This is a genomic window from Pseudomonas sp. PLMAX (genome assembly GCF_046042685.1).
Taxonomy (GTDB): Bacteria; Pseudomonadota; Gammaproteobacteria; order Pseudomonadales; family Pseudomonadaceae; genus Aquipseudomonas; species Aquipseudomonas putida_AE.
This window is the reverse complement of the sequence record NZ_CP064949.1, coordinates 6,347,800-6,364,108: the sequence shown is the minus strand read 5'-3', so window position 1 is coordinate 6,364,108 and position 16,309 is coordinate 6,347,800. Positions and strand designations below refer to the sequence as shown.

Genomic DNA, 16,309 nt, shown 5'->3' with positions numbered 1-16,309 from the left:
AGAATTGAGGCATGCGCAGCTCCAACCGCGGTTTTACCCTGATCGAAATCATGATCGTGATTGCGATCATCGGGATCGTCATCACCATTGGCTATCCGAGTCTCACCGAGTACGTGAACAAGGGGCGTCGCACCGAAGTCGCCGGCCTGCTCTCGGAACAGGCGCAGATCCTCGAGCGCTACTATTCGAAGAATAACGTCTACACCAATGCCACCGATCTTAGCGCCGGCAACGATTACTACAGCATCACACCGACCCTGACGGACCAGACGTTCCTGCTGACGGCAACCCGCAAGAGCGATGCCGCCATGGCCGCTGACAAGTGTGGTGATTTCACACTCACCAACACCGGTGTCAGAAGCATGGTCAATGCAGCGGACGGCCTGACCACCAAGGATTGCTGGGGTCGCTGAGTTCCTTTTCGGGCGCCCTTTGCGCCTCTGTCTATTGAACGGTTGGATCAGAACATGACCAGGCAACAGCAAGTGGTGATCGTCGGTGGTGGGGTAATCGGGCTGCTGACGGCATTCAATCTCGCGTCCCAGGTGCAGAGTGTGGTGCTGCTGGACCGCTCGAATGTCGGCCAGGAATCGTCCTGGGCCGGTGGTGGCATCGTTTCGCCGCTCTATCCATGGCGCTACAGCCCGGCGGTGACCGCGCTGGCGCATTGGTCCCAGGATTTTTATCCACAGCTGGGCGAGCGCTTGTTTGCGGCCACCGGCATTGATCCCGAGGTCCATACCACAGGCCTGTACTGGCTGGACCTGGACGATGAGGCCGAGGCGCTGGCCTGGGCCGCGCGCGAGGGCCGGCCGCTGCGGGCTGTGGATATCTCGGCGGCCCACGATGCGGTGCCGGTGCTGGGCGGTGGTTTTTCCCGGGCGATCTACATGGCCGACGTGGCCAACGTGCGCAATCCACGGCTGGTGAAGTCGCTCAAGGCGGCCTTGCAGGCGCTGCCGAACGTGACGATCCATGAGCAGTGCGAAGTCAGCGGGTTTATTCGGCAAGACGAAAAAATAGTCGGTGTGCAGACCTCCACCGGCGCGATCCATGGCGACCAAGTGGTCCTCACCGCTGGTGCCTGGAGCGGCGATCTGCTCAAGAGCCTGGGCCTTGAATTGCCGGTCGAACCGGTGAAAGGGCAGATGATCCTCTACAAGTGCGCGGCGGACTTCCTGCCAAGCATGGTGCTGGCCAAGGGGCGTTATGCGATTCCGCGGCGCGATGGTCACATCCTGATTGGCAGTACCCTGGAGCATGAAGGCTACGACAAGACGCCGACCGAATCGGCACTCGAAAGCCTCAAGGCCTCGGCTATCGAATTGATTCCGGCGTTGGCCGATGCCGAGGTGGTGGGGCATTGGGCCGGGTTGCGGCCAGGCTCGCCGGAGGGCATTCCCTATATTGGCCAGGTGCCGGGTTTTGAGGGGCTTTGGCTCAATTGCGGGCATTACCGCAACGGGTTGGTGTTGGCGCCGGCGTCGTGTCAGTTGTTTGCCGATGTGATGCTGGGCAGGGCGCCGATCATTGATCCTGCGCCGTATGCGCCGGCCGGGCGGATTTGATTCGAGATATCTGGCGTCTGTCAGATTGCCTTCGCGAGCAAGCCCGCTCCCACATCGACCGTGGTTCTCCTGAATAAGCACGGTCGAATGTGGGAGCGGGCTTGCTCGCGAAGGGGCCCCTCAATCCAGACCCAATTTCTTCAGCCTGTAGCGCATCGATCTGAATGACAGATTCAACCGCTGAGCCGCCGCCGTGCGGTTCCAGCGGGTCTCTTCCAGCGCCTGCAAAAGCAACTGGCGCTCAACGTTTTCCAGGTACGCTTCCAGGTTATCGATCTGCGTAAGGTCCGGCACACCCGCTTCGGCGGCACAGTTGCCTTCGGCCAGGCGCAGGTCGCTGGGCTCGATCTGCTGGTTGTCGCATAACGTGTGAGCCCGTTCGAGCATGTTCTCAAGTTCGCGCACATTGCCAGGGAAACGGTAGCTTTTCAGGACCTCGAGGGCATTCGGGTGGAGTGTTGCCGCGGGCTGCCCGGTGTCTGCAGCCAGGCGCTTGAGCACATGGCTGGCCAGGGGCTCGATGTCGTCACGGCGTTCGCGCAAGGGCGGAACCCGCAGCTCGATCACGTTCAGGCGGTAGTACAGGTCCTGGCGAAAACGTTCGGCAGCGACTTCGGCGCCCAGGTCTTTGTGGGTGGCGCAAAGGATGCGCACATCGACCACCACTTCCTGTTGCCCACCGACGCTGCGTACTGCTTTCTCCTGGATGGCCCGCAACAGTTTGACCTGCATCGGCAAAGGCAGGTCTGCCACTTCGTCGAGGAACAGGGTGCCGCCGTGGGCCGCCTGGAACAGTCCCGGTTTATCTTCGATGGCGCCGCTGAAGCTGCCTTTTCGATGGCCGAAAAACTCGCTCTCCATCAGCTCGGTCGGAATCGCACCGCAATTGACCGGGACAAAGGGTTGGCTGGCCCGTGGTCCTCGCTCATGAATCAGGCGGGCGACCCGTTCCTTGCCGCTGCCGGACTCGCCACTGATGTACACCGGTGCCTGGCTACGGGCCAGTTTGTCGATCTGTTTGCGCAGATCGCGCATGGGCGGTGAGTCGCCCAGCAAACGACGATCGATGGCGGAGCCAGGGGCGGGCAGCAGCAAGGCACTGGTCACCAGTTCCCGAAGGCGGGTCAGGTCCACCGGTTTGGTCAGGAAATCGAACGCACCGGCCTTCAGTGCATTGATCGCCGTGTCGAGGCTGCCATAGGCCGTGATCATGGCCACCGGGACTTGCGGGTAGCGTTGCTGGATGTGTTGCACCAGCTCCAGGCCGCTGCCGTCGGGCAAGCGCATGTCGGTCAGGCACAGGTCGAACGCCTCGCGCTGGAGCAGTATCAAGGCCTCGCCAGCGTTGCGTGCGCTGTAGGTATCGAGCTTCATCCGTCCCAGGGTGATTTCCAGGAGTTCGCGGATGTCCGGCTCGTCGTCGACGATCAGGACTTTTTGCCGTGGGCTCATGTTCAACCTTGTTTGCATCCGTGAGCAAAGGTAATGCGAAAGCAGCCGCCGCCCTGGCGTGATTTGAAGTCCAGGCGGGCCTGGTTGCTTTCGCACAGCTCGCGGGACAGATAAAGGCCCAGGCCCGTGCCCTGGTGGCTGGTGGTGAAGAAAGGCTCGAACAATTGCGCTTGATGGTCCGGGGCCACCCCGGGGCCGTCGTCGAGGACTTCGAGGATCGGCAGCTGACTCTCGGGGTCGATGAAAAACTCAAGCCAGACCTGCGCCTGGTCGTGGTTCAGGGCGCTATGGCGCCATGCATTGCGGATCAGGTTGTCGAGAATCTGCTCCAGCTGGTTCGGGTCCATCAAGGTACTGAAGTCACCGCAAGCCATGCGTAGATGGATCTTCTGGCGCTCGGTCGCCTGCTCGCGGGTTTGTGTGACGAACTGCTCCAGCCACGGCTTCAAGTCGAGTCGTTGCGCCACGGTTTGCTGGCGACGGGACAGTTGCAGGACGTTTTCGATTACCCGATTCATTCGCTGAGAGTGGTCTTGAATAATCTGCGTCAGACGTCGATCCGCGCCATTCAGTTCCTCCGATTCGCGCAATAGCTGCGCGGCGTGACTGATGGCGCCTAACGGATTGCGGATTTCATGGGCGACACCGGCGGTCAGGCGGCCGAGGGCGGCGAGTTTCAGTTGTTGAGCCTGCTGGGTGACCTGGGCGAGGTCTTCGAGAAAGACCAGGATCTGCTGATGCGGGCCAGGAGCCAGGGCAATGAAGCTCGGCTGCAGTTCAAGGCCGCTGCCGGGGATTTTCAGGCTCTGCGGGCGCAGCGTCGGGTTGTTGATCCACAGTTGCAGACGTTCGACCAGGGCGGGGGCCTGTTCGTCGATCCGCCGGCCTTCGAGGCGCTCGCAGCCCAGCAGGGCCAACGCACTGTGATTGGCCAGTTGCACGCGCCATTGGTCGTCAAACACCAGAATGCCAGTACGCATGCGTTGCAGGATCAGGGCATTGAGGGCTTCCAGGCCGATGACTTCGCTGGTTTTCTGTTCTGCCAGGGTTTCGCTGACTTCCAGTCGTCGGACCAGGCCTTGCACCAGCAGTGACGCGGCAAAACACAGGGCGCCGAGCGTGCCGATCTGCAAGTAATCGTTGGGGCTGGCGGGATGGCTGAGATTCAGCAGGAAACTCGAACCCAGGATGCCAAGTGCGCTGATGGCGGCAATCAGCAGGCCGATGCGTCCTCGCAACAAGGTATTGCTGATGGCCACCGAGACGATCAACAAGTTGCCAATGGCGCTGGCCACACCGCCACCGGCGTAGAACAACACGCAAAGCAGCAGGACATCGACCAGCGCCAGGCTGAGCAGTTGTGTCGGACGGCGGGTGTTTGCGAAGAAGACCACCAGCAGGATGTTCAGCACCAGGTACAACCCGCTGGCGTAGCGCAGCAGGTCGTCATTGGCGGACGTCAGCAACCGGTAGTCCAGGTTGCTGGAAATCAGCAGCACCAGGGTGATGCCGATGCTCAGGCGGTAGAGGTGATAGAGGCGCAGCAGTCGCTGGGCCTGTTTGTCGCCGGGACTGGTCGTCTCAGCGATCACTGGAGCCTGGGCCTTGCTCAAGGTGAGCCTGGCTGCAATACCACTGTTGTTGAAGGCTCAGCGCACGGTCGCGGGGCAGGTGCACGCCGCAATGGGCGCAGCGGACCATGGGCGCCGCTTCCAGCTCGGCGGAGGACTTGGGTGCAGAGACCTGGCGCTTGTATTTGCGCCAGAACCAGACAGCGGCGGCAATCACTGCGATCCAGAATAGTAAACGAAGCATGGTGAGCTGCTTTATGACGGATGAGCCGCCAGTTTAGCCAAGGACATGACAGGCGCACAGCGTATTCGCGCGGCATAAAAACGGCGCAATAAAAAAGGGAGACTCAAGCGTCTCCCTTTCTGTACGACCGGTCGTATCAGTCGAACACGCCGAAGGTCATATAGCTGAACCACGAGCGGTCTTCGTTGTTGCCCTCGGCCTCGTGATCCTCTTCCTCGATCACATCGCCGTTGCCGTCTTTAGGCTTGAGCTCGCTCGGAATCGCGTCCTTGGCATCCTGGAACTGCTTCTGCACGTCCTGGTTGGCGCGGGTTTCTCCCGGTGGCAGCGGCGGACGGGATTCGATCAGGCCCAGGGTGGCCTTGCTCAGCCACGAACGGTTGTCGGCTTCGGCGACCGATGGCACGAACTGACCGTCCACCAGGCTTGGGTGGTTCGGGTAGTTGAGCTTCAGGGTTTCGAGGCTGGTGGCAGCCAGTTCATCCAGGTGCAGGCGCTGGTAGGCCTCGGTCATCACCGCCAGGCCGTCGCCTACCGCAGGGGTTTCCTGGAAGTTTTCCACCACGTAGCGACCGCGGTTCGCGGCGGCGACGTAGGCCTGACGGGTCAGGTAATAGTCGGCCACGTGGATTTCGTAGGCGGCCAGCAGGTTGCGCAGGTAGATCATGCGCTGCTTGGCGTCCGGCGCATAACGGCTGTTGGGGAAGCGGCTGGTTAGTTGGGCGAACTCGTTGTAGGAGTCGCGAGCGGCACCCGGGTCACGCTTGGTCATGTCCAGCGGCAGGAAGCGCGAGAGCAGGCCAACGTCCTGGTCAAAAGACGTCAGGCCCTTGAGGTAGTAGGCGTAATCGACGTGCGGGTGCTGTGGGTGCAGGCGAATGAAGCGCTCGGCAGCGGCCTTGGCGGCTTCTGGTTCGGCGTTCTTGTAGTTGGCGTAGATCAGCTCCAACTGGGCCTGATCGGCATAACGGCCGAACGGATAGCGCGATTCCAGAGCCTTCAGCTTGGCAGTGGCGCTGGTGTAGCTATTATTGTCCAGATCGGCTTGAGCCTGTTGGTACAACTCGACTTCGCTCAGGTTTTCGTCTACGACTTCCTTCGAAGAGCAAGCAGCGGTCAATGCGAGGATGGCGATCAGCAGCAGGTGTTTCACTTGCATGGCGGCTTGCGTCCCTATGACGGCCGCTGTCTTGGGCGAGGCCGTCCTGTTATGATGAGCGCCCCGTTGAATAGCCTCGGGGCAAAAGACGCCGTATTTAACCACAAGCGCGCAGCCGAAACCAAAGGCTGTGCCGACGCCTAGTCCGAGCATGTCCGATAAAATTGAACTTAGCGCAGAGGTGCCGTCCGAATTGGGCGGCCAACGCCTCGATCAAGTCGCCGCACAATTATTCGCTGAGCACTCGCGCTCGCGCCTTTCCGCCTGGATCAAAGACGGCCGCCTGACTGTGGATGGGGCGGTTGTCCGCCCGCGAGACATCGTTCACGGTGGCGCCATTCTTGAACTCACTGCCGAGCAGGAAGCTCAGGGCGAATGGGTCGCTCAAGACATCGCCCTGGACATCGTCTATGAAGACGACGACATCCTGGTGATCAACAAGCCTGCGGGCCTGGTGGTTCACCCGGCTGCTGGCCACGCTGATGGCACCTTGCTCAACGCCTTGCTGCACCACGTGCCGGACATCATCAATGTGCCCCGCGCCGGTATCGTGCATCGCCTGGACAAGGACACCACCGGTCTGATGGTGGTAGCCAAGACCATTCAGGCGCAGACGCAGCTGGTTACACAGTTGCAGAGCCGCAGCGTCAGCCGGATCTACGAGTGCATCGTGATCGGCGTGGTGACGGCTGGCGGCAAGATCAATGCGCCGATCGGTCGTCATGGCCAGCAACGCCAGCGCATGGCCGTGATGGAAGGTGGCAAGCAGGCCGTCAGCCATTACCGCGTGCTCGAGCGTTTCCGTTCCCACACCCACGTGCGGGTGAAGCTGGAAACCGGTCGTACACACCAGATTCGCGTGCACATGGCACACATCAACTTCCCGTTGGTCGGAGACCCTGCCTACGGCGGTCGTTTCCGGATTCCGCCGGCCGCCAACCCGACCATGGTCGAGTCGCTGAAAAACTTCCCGCGTCAGGCGCTGCATGCGCGGTTCCTCGAGCTGGATCACCCGACCACCGGTGAGCGCATGAGCTGGGAATCGCCGTTGCCGGAAGATTTCGTCTGGTTGCTGACCCTGCTCAAGCAAGACCGCGAGGCGTTTGTCGGATGAGTGACTGGCTGATTCCTGACTGGCCCGCGCCGGCCGGGGTCAAAGCCTGTGTCACCACCCGTGCGGGCGGCGTCAGCCTGGCGCCGTTCGACAGCCTCAATCTTGGTGATCACGTCGACGACAGCCCCGAAGCTGTCGCCGAAAATCGCCGGCGTCTGACTGATCGTTTTTCGATTCAACCGGCCTGGCTGCAGCAGGTCCACGGCATCGTTGTGGCGCATGCGGATCCGAGCCGGGTGGACACTGCCGACGCCAGTTGGACTTCAACGCCGGGCATTGCCTGTGCGGCGATGACTGCCGACTGCCTGCCTGCGTTGTTTTGCGACCGTGCCGGTACGCGTGTCGCGGCGGCCCATGCCGGTTGGCGCGGGTTGGCGGCGGGCGTGCTGGAAGCGACCCTCGACAGCCTGGACGTGCCACCTGCCGAGGTTCTGGTCTGGCTCGGCCCGGCCATTGGTCCGAAAGCCTTCGAAGTCGGCCCGGAAGTGCGGGAAACCTTCGTGGGGCAACTGCCTGAAGCTGCTCAAGCTTTTGCACCGAGTCAAAACCCCGGCAAGTTCATGGCCGACATCTATAAGCTGGCGCGCTTGCGCCTGGCAGCCCGTGGTGTAACCGCTGTCTACGGCGGCGGTTTCTGCACCGTCACCGATTCACGGTTCTTTTCCTATCGCCGCGCGCCTCGCACTGGTCGGTTTGCCTCCCTTATCTGGCTCGAACGCTAGACTTGTCTGATCTGCATCAACGTCTCGACGCTTGAAACTCCCAGAATCGACCGCATCTATTGTGGTATCTGGCAGGTTTCTTCATTCAGGATGTTTTATAGGTCCGGCCTGCTCAAAAGGAAGGTGACCCATGCGTATAGACCGTTTAACCAGCAAATTGCAGTTAGCGTTGTCCGATGCCCAATCCCTGGCCGTCGGTCTCGATCATCCGGCCATTGAACCGGCGCACTTGATGCAAGCCCTGCTCGAGCAACAGGGCGGCTCGATCAAGCCCCTGCTGATGCAGGTGGGCTTCGACGTCAACAGCCTGCGTAAAGAGCTGACCAAAGAGCTCGACCAGCTCCCGAAAATCCAGAATCCGACCGGCGACGTGAACATGTCGCAGGATCTGGCGCGCCTGCTCAACCAGGCCGATCGCCTGGCCCAGCAGAAGGGTGACCAGTTCATTTCCAGTGAACTGGTGCTGCTCGCCGCCATGGACGAGAACAGCAAGATCGGCAAGCTGTTGCTCGGCCAGGGCGTGAGCAAGAAAGCCCTGGAAAACGCGATCAACAACCTGCGTGGTGGTGAGGCAGTCAATGACGCGAACCACGAGGAAGCCAGGCAGGCGCTGGATAAGTACACGGTCGACCTGACCAAGCGTGCCGAAGACGGCAAACTCGATCCGGTAATCGGCCGTGACGATGAAATTCGTCGCACTATCCAGGTGCTGCAACGCCGCACCAAGAACAACCCGGTGCTGATCGGTGAGCCTGGCGTCGGTAAGACCGCCATCGCCGAAGGCCTGGCGCAGCGCATCATCAATGGCGAAGTGCCGGACGGCCTCAAGGGCAAGCGCCTGCTGTCTCTGGACATGGGGGCATTGATTGCCGGTGCCAAGTATCGCGGTGAGTTCGAAGAACGCCTGAAATCCCTGCTCAACGAGCTGTCGAAGCAGGAAGGGCAGATCATCCTGTTCATCGACGAACTGCACACCATGGTCGGCGCCGGTAAAGGCGAGGGCTCGATGGATGCGGGCAACATGCTCAAGCCAGCCCTGGCGCGGGGCGAACTGCACTGCGTCGGTGCCACCACGCTCAACGAGTACCGCCAATACATAGAGAAGGACGCCGCCCTTGAGCGACGTTTCCAGAAAGTGCTGGTGGACGAGCCGAGCGAAGAAGACACCATCGCCATTCTGCGTGGCCTGAAAGAACGCTATGAGGTCCACCACAAGGTGGCGATCACCGACGGCGCGATCATTGCGGCGGCCAAGCTCAGCCATCGCTATATCACTGACCGGCAGTTGCCGGACAAGGCCATCGACCTGATCGACGAGGCCGCCAGCCGCATCCGCATGGAGATCGACTCCAAGCCGGAGGTGCTGGACCGCCTGGAACGACGTTTGATCCAGCTGAAGGTGGAATCCCAGGCGCTGAAGAAAGAAAGCGACGACGCAGCGAAGAAACGCCTGGAAAAACTCCAGGAAGAAATCGCCCGCCTCGAGCGTGAGTACTCGGACCTGGAAGAAATCTGGAACTCGGAAAAAGCCGAGGTTCAGGGTTCTGCGCAAATCCAGCAGAAGATCGAACAGTCCCGTCAGGAACTGGAAGCCGCTCGCCGCAAAGGCGACCTGAACCGCATGGCGGAGTTGCAGTACGGGGTGATCCCGGACCTGGAGCGCAGCCTGCAAATGGTCGACCAGCATGGAAAACCTGAAAACCAGTTGCTGCGCAGCAAGGTGACTGAAGAAGAGATCGCCGAAGTCGTTTCGAAGTGGACCGGTATTCCCGTGTCGAAAATGCTCGAAGGCGAGCGCGAAAAACTGATGAAGATGGAAAGCCTGTTGCACCAGCGTGTGATCGGCCAGGACGAAGCGGTGGTGGCCGTGTCCAACGCGGTGCGGCGTTCCCGCGCCGGGTTGTCCGACCCGAATCGCCCGAGCGGCTCGTTCATGTTCCTCGGCCCGACCGGTGTCGGTAAAACCGAGCTGTGCAAGGCGCTGGCTGAATTTCTCTTTGATACCGAAGAGGCGATGGTGCGGATCGATATGTCCGAGTTCATGGAGAAACATTCCGTGGCTCGCCTGATCGGTGCGCCACCAGGCTACGTCGGTTACGAGGAGGGCGGTTACCTGACCGAGGCGGTGCGTCGCAAGCCATACTCGGTGATCCTCATGGACGAAGTCGAGAAGGCGCACCCGGATGTGTTCAACATCCTGCTGCAGGTGCTGGAAGACGGTCGCTTGACCGACAGCCATGGCCGCACGGTGGACTTCAAGAACACCGTGATTGTCATGACCTCCAACCTGGGCTCTGTACAGATCCAGGAATTGGTGGGTGATCGTGAGGCGCAGCGCGCCGCGGTGATGGATGCGATTTCCAGCCACTTCCGGCCGGAGTTCATCAACCGGGTCGACGAAGTGGTGATCTTCGAGCCTTTGGCGCGGGATCAGATTGCTGGCATCACCGAGATCCAGTTGGGTCGCCTGCGCAGTCGCCTGACCGAGCGGGAGCTGAAGCTGGAACTGAGCCCCGAAGCCATGGACAAGCTGATCGCGGTCGGCTACGACCCGGTGTACGGCGCACGGCCGCTCAAGAGGGCCATACAGCGCTGGATCGAGAACCCGCTGGCGCAGTTGATCCTTTCCGGTCGATTCATGCCGGGTGACACCGCTCAGGGCGTGGTGGAAAACGACGAAATCGTCTTCGTCTGATCGGTAACCGCAGCAAAATCGAAAAGGCCTCGCACAACGAGGCCTTTTTTTCATTCAGGCTGTTGAACTCTAAGGAAAAGGCTTGTAAAGTGCGCCCCGCAGTAAGTCACCCGCCAGGGTTTCTGCTTCAGGCAGGAATCTAAAATAAGTTGCAAATCATTAACTTGAATGCAAATTAGGGGGTTGACAGAGGTGCTGAAGATTGTAGAATAGCGCGCCTCAGACACACGAACGCAGCGATGCGAACGGGTCGAAGAGAACGCAGTAAAGCTACAAAGTTGTAAATTGAAATGTGTAGTTCCGTGATAGCTCAGTCGGTAGAGCAAATGACTGTTAATCATTGGGTCCCAGGTTCGAGTCCTGGTCACGGAGCCAATTTCAAGCCGGGGTATAGCGCAGTCCGGTAGCGCGCCTGCTTTGGGAGCAGGATGTCAGGAGTTCGAATCCCCTTACCCCGACCATTTTTGGGTCGTTAGCTCAGTTGGTAGAGCAGTTGGCTTTTAACCAATTGGTCGTAGGTTCGAATCCCACACGACCCACCATTTTTGAAACCAGTTAACGCTGGAATCGAATCTTAAGATCAGAGGCCAAAAGCGCTGATCGAAGAAGGCGACTTTAGTTAGGTCGCCTTTTTTTTACCGGGGTATAGCGCAGTCCGGTAGCGCGCCTGCTTTGGGAGCAGGATGTCAGGAGTTCGAATCCCCTTACCCCGACCATATTAAAAATCCTCGTGTCGAAAGATACGGGGATTTTTTTTGCCTGCGAAAATTTCCAGAACACTGCAAAACCAAATGTGGGAGAGGGCTTGCTCGCGAAAGCGGTGTGTCATTCAACATTCATGTCGACTGACACACCTTTCGCGAGCAAGCCCGCTCCCACAGGATTTAAATCAGTGCAGCTTCAGGCGCGGCTCTTTAGTTAGGTCGCCTTTTTTTTACCGGGGTATAGCGCAGTCCGGTAGCGCGCCTGCTTTGGGAGCAGGATGTCAGGAGTTCGAATCCCCTTACCCCGACCATATTAAAAATCCTCGTGTCGAAAGATACGGGGATTTTTTTGCCTGCGAAAATTTCCAGAACACTGCAAAACCAAATGTGGGAGCGGGCTTGCTCGCGAAAAGCGGTGTGTCATTCAACATTCATGTCGACTGACACACCGCTTTCGAGCAAGCCCGCTCCCCACAGTTTTAAATCAGTGCAGCTTCAGCCGCGGCTCTTTAGTTAGGTCGCCTTTTTTTTACCGGGGTATAGCGCAGTCCGGTAGCGCGCCTGCTTTGGGAGCAGGATGTCAGGAGTTCGAATCCCCTTACCCCGACCATATTAAAAATCCTCGTATCGAATACGGGGGGGATTTTTGCCTGCGAAAATTTCCAGAACACTGCAAAACCAAATGTGGGAGCGGGCTTGCTCGCGAAAGCGGTGTGTCATTCAACATTCATGTCGACTGACACACCGCTTTCGCGAGCAAGCCCGCTCCCACAGGTTTTATATCAGTGCAGCTTAAGCCGCGGCTCGGTCCCGCGACCAATCTTGCTGCCCAGCATCAGCATCGCCGTGCGAAACGGCCCATACAGCGCCATCTGGTGCATGCGGTACAACGACACGTAGAACATCCGCGCCAGCCAACCCTCCAGCATCACGCTACCGGTCAGGTTACCCATCAAGTTACCCACAGCCGAAAAACGCGACAGCGAGATCAGCGACCCGTAGTCGGTGTACTTGTACTCCGGCAGCGCCTTGCCTTCGATGCGCAACTTCAGCGATTTGGCCAGCAACGACGCCTGCTGATGAGCAGCCTGGGCGCGCGGCGGCACATTGCGATCGGAACCCGGTTGCGGGCAGGCCGCGCAGTCACCGAAGGCGAAGATGTTCTCGTCGCGGGTGGTTTGCAGGGTCGGCAGCACTTGCAGCTGATTGATGCGGTTGGTTTCCAGGCCATCGATGTCCTTGAGGAACCCCGGTGCACGGATCCCGGCGGCCCAGACTTTCAGGCTGGCATTGATCACTTTGCCATCCGCGGTGATCAGGCTGTCGGCGGTCACTTCACTGACGGCCGCATTGGTCATGACGTTGACCCCGAGCTTTTCCAGGGTTTTATGCACAGGCCCGCCGATCCGCTCCGGCAGGGCCGGCAGCACCCGTGGCCCGGCTTCGATCAGGGTGATGTGCATGTTTTCCGGTTTGATCCGGTCCAGGCCGTAGGCCGCCAGTTCATGGGCGGCGTTGTGCAGCTCGGCGGCCAGTTCGACCCCGGTGGCACCGGCACCGACGATGGCGACGCTGATCTGCTCGACCTTGTCGGTCTGACCCGCGTGGGCGCGCAGGTAGTGGTTGAGCAACTGCTGGTGGAAGCGCTCGGCCTGTTTGCGGGTATCCAGGAACAGGCAGTGTTGCGCCGCGCCCAGGGTGCCGAAATCGTTGGTGGTACTGCCGACGGAGATCACCAGCGAGTCGTAATGCACTTCCCGGGCCGGCACCAGCTCCAGACCGGCTTCATCATAAGTGGCGGCCAGCTGGATTTTTTTATTGGCGCGATCAAGCCCGCTCATGCGCCCCAGCTGGAACTCGAAGTGGTTCCACTTGGCCTGGGCAACATAGTTGAGTTCGTCTTCGGAAGAGTTCAGTGACCCGGCCGCGACTTCGTGCAGCAGCGGTTTCCAGATATGGGTCAGGTTCGCGTCGACCAGCATCACACTGGCCGTGCCGCGTTTGCCCAGAGTCTTACCCAGACGGGTAGCCAACTCCAGACCGCCGGCGCCGCCGCCGACAATGACAATACGATGGGACATGGGGATAACTCACAAGGCTAAAGGAAATCGGTGTGGTTACCCAAGCGAGCGCGAAGCAGCTCATAGCGTCAGGTAACTGATAAGTCGGCTCAGCAGGCCCAGACCAATGGTCACTGCCAATACCAGCACCAGGAGCATCCACGGCCGGAAAGGCCTGCGCTCGACTCGGTGTTGGGACAACTGCAGGTACTCTTCGACATGCTTTTGGTCGTCGGGGTTCAGGCGGCTGGTCATAAAGGCCTCGTCAGGTAGACGTTGCTGAAGGTGTAGAAGCTACAGGCTGATTTAACGAACGTTGAACGGAGCATAGCCGCTGTCCGGAATGGGCTCGACGCTCACCCTGTCTTCCAGGCGAATGATGCCACTTTGTAACACCCGGGCGGTGATTCCGCCATGTCCGCGCACCGCCTGAAACGTCCCGGGGCCCAGGTTGGCTTGCAGGCGTGCGCAGGGCTGGCACCATCCGGTGGTTTCGAAAATCGCCTGGCCGATGCGGAAGCGCCGGCCCTTGAGGCTGAACAGATTGATCCCACTGATAACGAGATTGCGCCGCAAATCTTCAGGCTTGACTGGCTGATCGTCCGGGCGGCCCATTAGCGAACTGATCACCGCCAGGTGTTCCCACTGGATCAGCGTCACCTGCCGCGCATTGCGGATGCCGGGTCGGGCGCGATCGCCTGTCAGGCCCGCCTCCAGTCGCGCCTCCACGGCATCGAGTTCGATCATCGGTGCGCGACGTTCCGGGCGCACGCCGATCCAGCGTACGCGGCCGGTTTGCGGGACTTCGGCAATCAGTTCCTGCAATGGGCTCACAGGCTGATTCCAACGTCGAACACAATGCTGCGTCCCAGGTTGCTGCGCAGGAAATCCGGCGCATCGGGATGGGCGAACAGCACGCGGGCGAAGGTCGGGCCCACCAGCGACAGCGAGCGCCAGCCCTGGCGCAGGTATTCGGTGGGCGGCGGGAAATGACTGTTGAGGTCCAGCACTTCGCGCTTGAGGCTGGCGAAGGCAATGATGTCCAGCTCGCCAAGGTCCATGCCGCGTTCTTTGTAGTTGTGCGCTTTTTTGCGCAAGGTCGGCGCCAGGCGCAGCAAGAACTCGTTGGCAGGTATGCGCCGAGGCTTGGCCTCGCGCCGTACCAGCTGGCTCAGGGAGAACGCGCTGCGCCGCCGCTGCAGTTCATCGCGCCATTCATCATTGAGGCGCCGGCCCTCGTCGAGCACGAAGAACACCTCGAAACTGGCGTCGCGGAACAATACATCCGGCGGCTCCCCGGCCGGGGCGAATTCGTCGGCACGGTAGGGAATGTTCAGGCCCTGCAGCAGGCGTTGGCAGACCCAACGCTCGCGCTCCCATTTGCGGGCATTGGACAGGAACGCGTTGGCTTGCTCGGCCGCAATGGTCAGCAGGCGTAAGTAATCTGAATCATCCATACGCCCAAGCTTAGCGCTCAAATGTGATTGTAAAGAAGACAGTTTATCGGAGAGGAGCAAATCCTCTCGCTCCCAAGCCCGGTCCAGGGCGCTGCACAAAACGGATAGTGGTCTGCGCAATGCGGATATTGACCCGCGCCTGGTGACTCTACCCTCGGCTGTACGGACGTGAGCCGTGCTGCCGCTGCCCTTAAAAAACAAAAACAAGAGATGAACGCCATGCGCAAGATCGACGTACATGAGGTTATCGACAACGCTCGATTCAACCGCTTCCACTGGATGGTGCTGTTCTGGTGTGCCCTGATCATCATTTTCGATGGTTACGACCTGGTGATCTACGGCGTGGTCTTGCCGATGCTGATGAAAGAGTGGGGGCTCAGTCCTCTGCAAGCCGGTGCACTGGGCAGTTATGCATTGTTCGGCATGATGTTCGGCGCGCTGTTCTTCGGCCCGCTGTCGGACAGGATCGGGCGCAAGAAAGCCATTACCCTCTGCGTGATCCTCTTCAGTGGTTTCACCGTGCTCAACGGGTTCGCCCGCAACCCCGCCGAGTTTGGGATTTGTCGTTTCATTGCCGGGCTGGGCATTGGTGGCGTGATGCCCAATGTCGTGGCGTTGATGAACGAATACGCGCCGAAAAAGATCCGCAGCACCCTGGTGGCAATCATGTTCAGTGGCTACTCGGTGGGCGGCATGCTGTCGGCCGGGCTGGGCATCGTGCTGATCCCGAGTTTCGGCTGGCAGTCGGTGTTCTACGTGGCGGTCCTGCCGTTGCTGCTGTTGCCGCTGATCATGTACTTCCTGCCCGAGTCGGTGGGTTTCATGCTGCGCCAGGGGCGCAATGAAGAGGCCCGCAACATTCTCCAGCGCATCGACCCGGCCTACGTCGCCCAGGGCGATGATCAGTTGCACATGAGCGAAGTGAAGGGGGCGGGCACCCCGGTGTTGCAGTTGTTCCGCGAAGGCCGTGCACTGCGTACGCTGATGTTGTGGCTGGCGTTTTTCTGCTGCCTGCTGATGGTCTACGCCTTGAGTTCGTGGCTGCCTAAACTGATGGCCAACGCCGGTTACAGCCTGGGCTCGAGCCTGTCGTTCCTGCTGGTGCTGAACTTCGGGGCGATCTTCGGTGCGGTCGGCGGCGGTGTGCTGGGTGACAAGCTCAATCTGCCGCGGGTGCTGTCGGTGTTCTTCGCCATGGCGGCGGTGTCGATCACCCTGTTGGGCTTCAACAGCCCGATGCCGGTGTTGTACCTGCTGATCGCCATCGCTGGCGCCACCACCATCGGCTCGCAGATTCTGCTGTACGCCTGCGCCGCGCAGTTCTACTCCATGACCATTCGTTCCACTGGCCTGGGCTGGGCGTCGGGCATCGGCCGCAACGGTGCCATCGTCGGTCCCCTGCTGGGTGGCGCCTTGCTCGGCATCAGCCTGCCGCTGCAACTGAACTTCATGGCATTTGCCTTGCCGGGTGCCGTGGCGGCCCTCGCCATGACCGTGTTCGCCATCAGCAACCGGCGCAGCGCCATGGCTGTCAGCCCAACGCTGTCGCCGACGGGCGCTTGA

Annotated in this window: 14 protein-coding genes and 6 tRNA genes; 12 read left to right on the top strand and 8 right to left on the bottom strand. The window is 60.2% G+C overall.

All coding sequences use genetic code 11. The features are described from left to right. The first annotated feature begins 11 nt into the window (after positions 1-11). A complete protein-coding gene (locus DKB71_RS28970) occupies positions 12-413 on the top strand; it encodes a type IV pilin protein (RefSeq protein WP_274074545.1) in 402 nt (133 codons plus the stop codon). A gap of 54 nt (positions 414-467) precedes the next feature. Then, entirely contained in the window at positions 468-1,568 is a 1,101-nt protein-coding gene (gene thiO, locus DKB71_RS28965; protein WP_323608772.1) for a glycine oxidase ThiO, read from the top strand. 120 nt (positions 1,569-1,688) lie between these two features. Here the strand turns inward: thiO and DKB71_RS28960 are convergent, their stop codons facing one another. The 4 genes from DKB71_RS28960 to DKB71_RS28945 all read right to left on the bottom strand — a co-directional run bounded on the left by DKB71_RS28960 (position 1,689) and on the right by DKB71_RS28945 (position 5,994). Beyond that, on the bottom strand, positions 1,689-3,020 hold the full coding sequence (locus DKB71_RS28960) for a sigma-54-dependent transcriptional regulator (protein ID WP_408598934.1): 1,332 nt from the start codon (positions 3,018-3,020) through the stop codon (positions 1,689-1,691). Between the two features lie 2 nt (positions 3,021-3,022). Then, entirely contained in the window at positions 3,023-4,612 is a 1,590-nt protein-coding gene (locus DKB71_RS28955) for a sensor histidine kinase (RefSeq protein ID WP_408601172.1), read from the bottom strand. Continuing rightward, positions 4,602-4,835 (bottom strand): PP0621 family protein, encoded by a 234-nt coding sequence (locus DKB71_RS28950; protein WP_274074549.1) that lies wholly within the window; start codon positions 4,833-4,835, stop codon positions 4,602-4,604. Before DKB71_RS28950 ends, DKB71_RS28955 begins: the two co-directional genes overlap by 11 nt. 136 nt (positions 4,836-4,971) lie before the next feature. Further along, the gene (locus DKB71_RS28945; RefSeq protein ID WP_408598932.1) at positions 4,972-5,994 is read right to left on the bottom strand and encodes an outer membrane protein assembly factor BamD; all 1,023 of its coding nucleotides are present in this window, start codon (positions 5,992-5,994) and stop codon (positions 4,972-4,974) included. Positions 5,995-6,145: 151 nt separating this feature from the next. Between DKB71_RS28945 and rluD the strand changes: the two genes are divergently transcribed. The 9 genes from rluD (at position 6,146) to DKB71_RS28900 (ending at position 11,839) form a co-directional block, all read left to right on the top strand. Then, positions 6,146-7,108, top strand: a complete 963-nt coding sequence (gene rluD / locus DKB71_RS28940) for a 23S rRNA pseudouridine(1911/1915/1917) synthase RluD (RefSeq protein ID WP_274074551.1) — start codon at positions 6,146-6,148, stop codon at positions 7,106-7,108. Then, positions 7,105-7,830, top strand: coding sequence for a peptidoglycan editing factor PgeF (gene pgeF, locus DKB71_RS28935; RefSeq protein WP_408598929.1), 726 nt, complete (start codon positions 7,105-7,107; stop codon positions 7,828-7,830). Before rluD ends, pgeF begins: the two co-directional genes overlap by 4 nt. A 130-nt stretch (positions 7,831-7,960) precedes the next feature. Beyond that, positions 7,961-10,525, top strand: coding sequence for an ATP-dependent chaperone ClpB (clpB, locus tag DKB71_RS28930; protein ID WP_406592038.1), 2,565 nt, complete (start codon positions 7,961-7,963; stop codon positions 10,523-10,525). Between the two features lie 299 nt (positions 10,526-10,824). After that, positions 10,825-10,900: transfer RNA gene (locus tag DKB71_RS28925), tRNA-Asn, on the top strand. A 9-nt stretch (positions 10,901-10,909) separates the two neighbouring features. Next, a tRNA-Pro gene (locus tag DKB71_RS28920) sits at positions 10,910-10,986 on the top strand. Between the two features lie 5 nt (positions 10,987-10,991). Further along, positions 10,992-11,067, top strand: a tRNA-Lys gene (locus tag DKB71_RS28915). A gap of 97 nt (positions 11,068-11,164) precedes the next feature. Then, positions 11,165-11,241 (top strand) — tRNA-Pro (locus DKB71_RS28910). Between the two features lie 222 nt (positions 11,242-11,463). After that, a tRNA-Pro gene (locus DKB71_RS28905) sits at positions 11,464-11,540 on the top strand. 222 nt (positions 11,541-11,762) lie between these two features. Then, positions 11,763-11,839: transfer RNA gene (locus DKB71_RS28900), tRNA-Pro, on the top strand. Between the two features lie 172 nt (positions 11,840-12,011). Here DKB71_RS28900 and DKB71_RS28895 read toward each other — a convergent pair. Genes DKB71_RS28895 through DKB71_RS28880 form a run of 4 tightly spaced genes read right to left on the bottom strand, consistent with a single transcriptional unit; the run spans position 12,012 to position 14,746 of the window. Next, the gene (locus DKB71_RS28895; protein ID WP_323608719.1) at positions 12,012-13,310 is read right to left on the bottom strand and encodes an NAD(P)/FAD-dependent oxidoreductase; all 1,299 of its coding nucleotides are present in this window, start codon (positions 13,308-13,310) and stop codon (positions 12,012-12,014) included. Positions 13,311-13,370: 60 nt separating this feature from the next. Then, on the bottom strand, positions 13,371-13,544 hold the full coding sequence (locus tag DKB71_RS28890; RefSeq protein WP_007996394.1) for a DUF3094 family protein: 174 nt from the start codon (positions 13,542-13,544) through the stop codon (positions 13,371-13,373). Between the two features lie 51 nt (positions 13,545-13,595). Beyond that, on the bottom strand, positions 13,596-14,123 hold the full coding sequence (locus tag DKB71_RS28885; RefSeq protein WP_408598926.1) for an MOSC domain-containing protein: 528 nt from the start codon (positions 14,121-14,123) through the stop codon (positions 13,596-13,598). Further along, positions 14,120-14,746 carry a DUF1780 domain-containing protein gene (locus DKB71_RS28880; RefSeq protein WP_007970534.1) on the bottom strand — a complete coding sequence of 209 codons (627 nt, stop codon included), beginning with the start codon at positions 14,744-14,746 and terminating at the stop codon, positions 14,120-14,122. Before DKB71_RS28880 ends, DKB71_RS28885 begins: the two co-directional genes overlap by 4 nt. Before the next feature lie 219 nt (positions 14,747-14,965). On the opposite strand from DKB71_RS28880, the gene DKB71_RS28875 reads away from it, so the two are divergent. Then, on the top strand, positions 14,966-16,309 hold the full coding sequence (locus DKB71_RS28875) for an aromatic acid/H+ symport family MFS transporter (protein ID WP_408598923.1): 1,344 nt from the start codon (positions 14,966-14,968) through the stop codon (positions 16,307-16,309).

Bases quoted from the DNA above. Each gene is read 5' to 3' on its own strand.
- DKB71_RS28960 (WP_408598934.1), bottom strand. From the start codon at position 3,020: ATGAGCCCACGGCAAAAAGTCCTGATCGTCGACGACGAGCCGGACATC.
- rluD (WP_274074551.1), top strand. From the start codon at position 6,146: ATGTCCGATAAAATTGAACTTAGCGCAGAGGTGCCGTCCGAATTGGGC.
- DKB71_RS28945 (WP_408598932.1), bottom strand. From the start codon at position 5,994: ATGCAAGTGAAACACCTGCTGCTGATCGCCATCCTCGCATTGACCGCT.
- DKB71_RS28950 (WP_274074549.1), bottom strand. From the start codon at position 4,835: ATGCTTCGTTTACTATTCTGGATCGCAGTGATTGCCGCCGCTGTCTGG.
- DKB71_RS28970 (WP_274074545.1), top strand. From the start codon at position 12: ATGCGCAGCTCCAACCGCGGTTTTACCCTGATCGAAATCATGATCGTG.
- DKB71_RS28880 (WP_007970534.1), bottom strand. From the start codon at position 14,746: ATGGATGATTCAGATTACTTACGCCTGCTGACCATTGCGGCCGAGCAA.
- DKB71_RS28875 (WP_408598923.1), top strand. From the start codon at position 14,966: ATGCGCAAGATCGACGTACATGAGGTTATCGACAACGCTCGATTCAAC.
- DKB71_RS28890 (WP_007996394.1), bottom strand. From the start codon at position 13,544: ATGACCAGCCGCCTGAACCCCGACGACCAAAAGCATGTCGAAGAGTAC.
- thiO (WP_323608772.1), top strand. From the start codon at position 468: ATGACCAGGCAACAGCAAGTGGTGATCGTCGGTGGTGGGGTAATCGGG.
- clpB (WP_406592038.1), top strand. From the start codon at position 7,961: ATGCGTATAGACCGTTTAACCAGCAAATTGCAGTTAGCGTTGTCCGAT.
- DKB71_RS28895 (WP_323608719.1), bottom strand. From the start codon at position 13,310: ATGTCCCATCGTATTGTCATTGTCGGCGGCGGCGCCGGCGGTCTGGAG.
- pgeF (WP_408598929.1), top strand. From the start codon at position 7,105: ATGAGTGACTGGCTGATTCCTGACTGGCCCGCGCCGGCCGGGGTCAAA.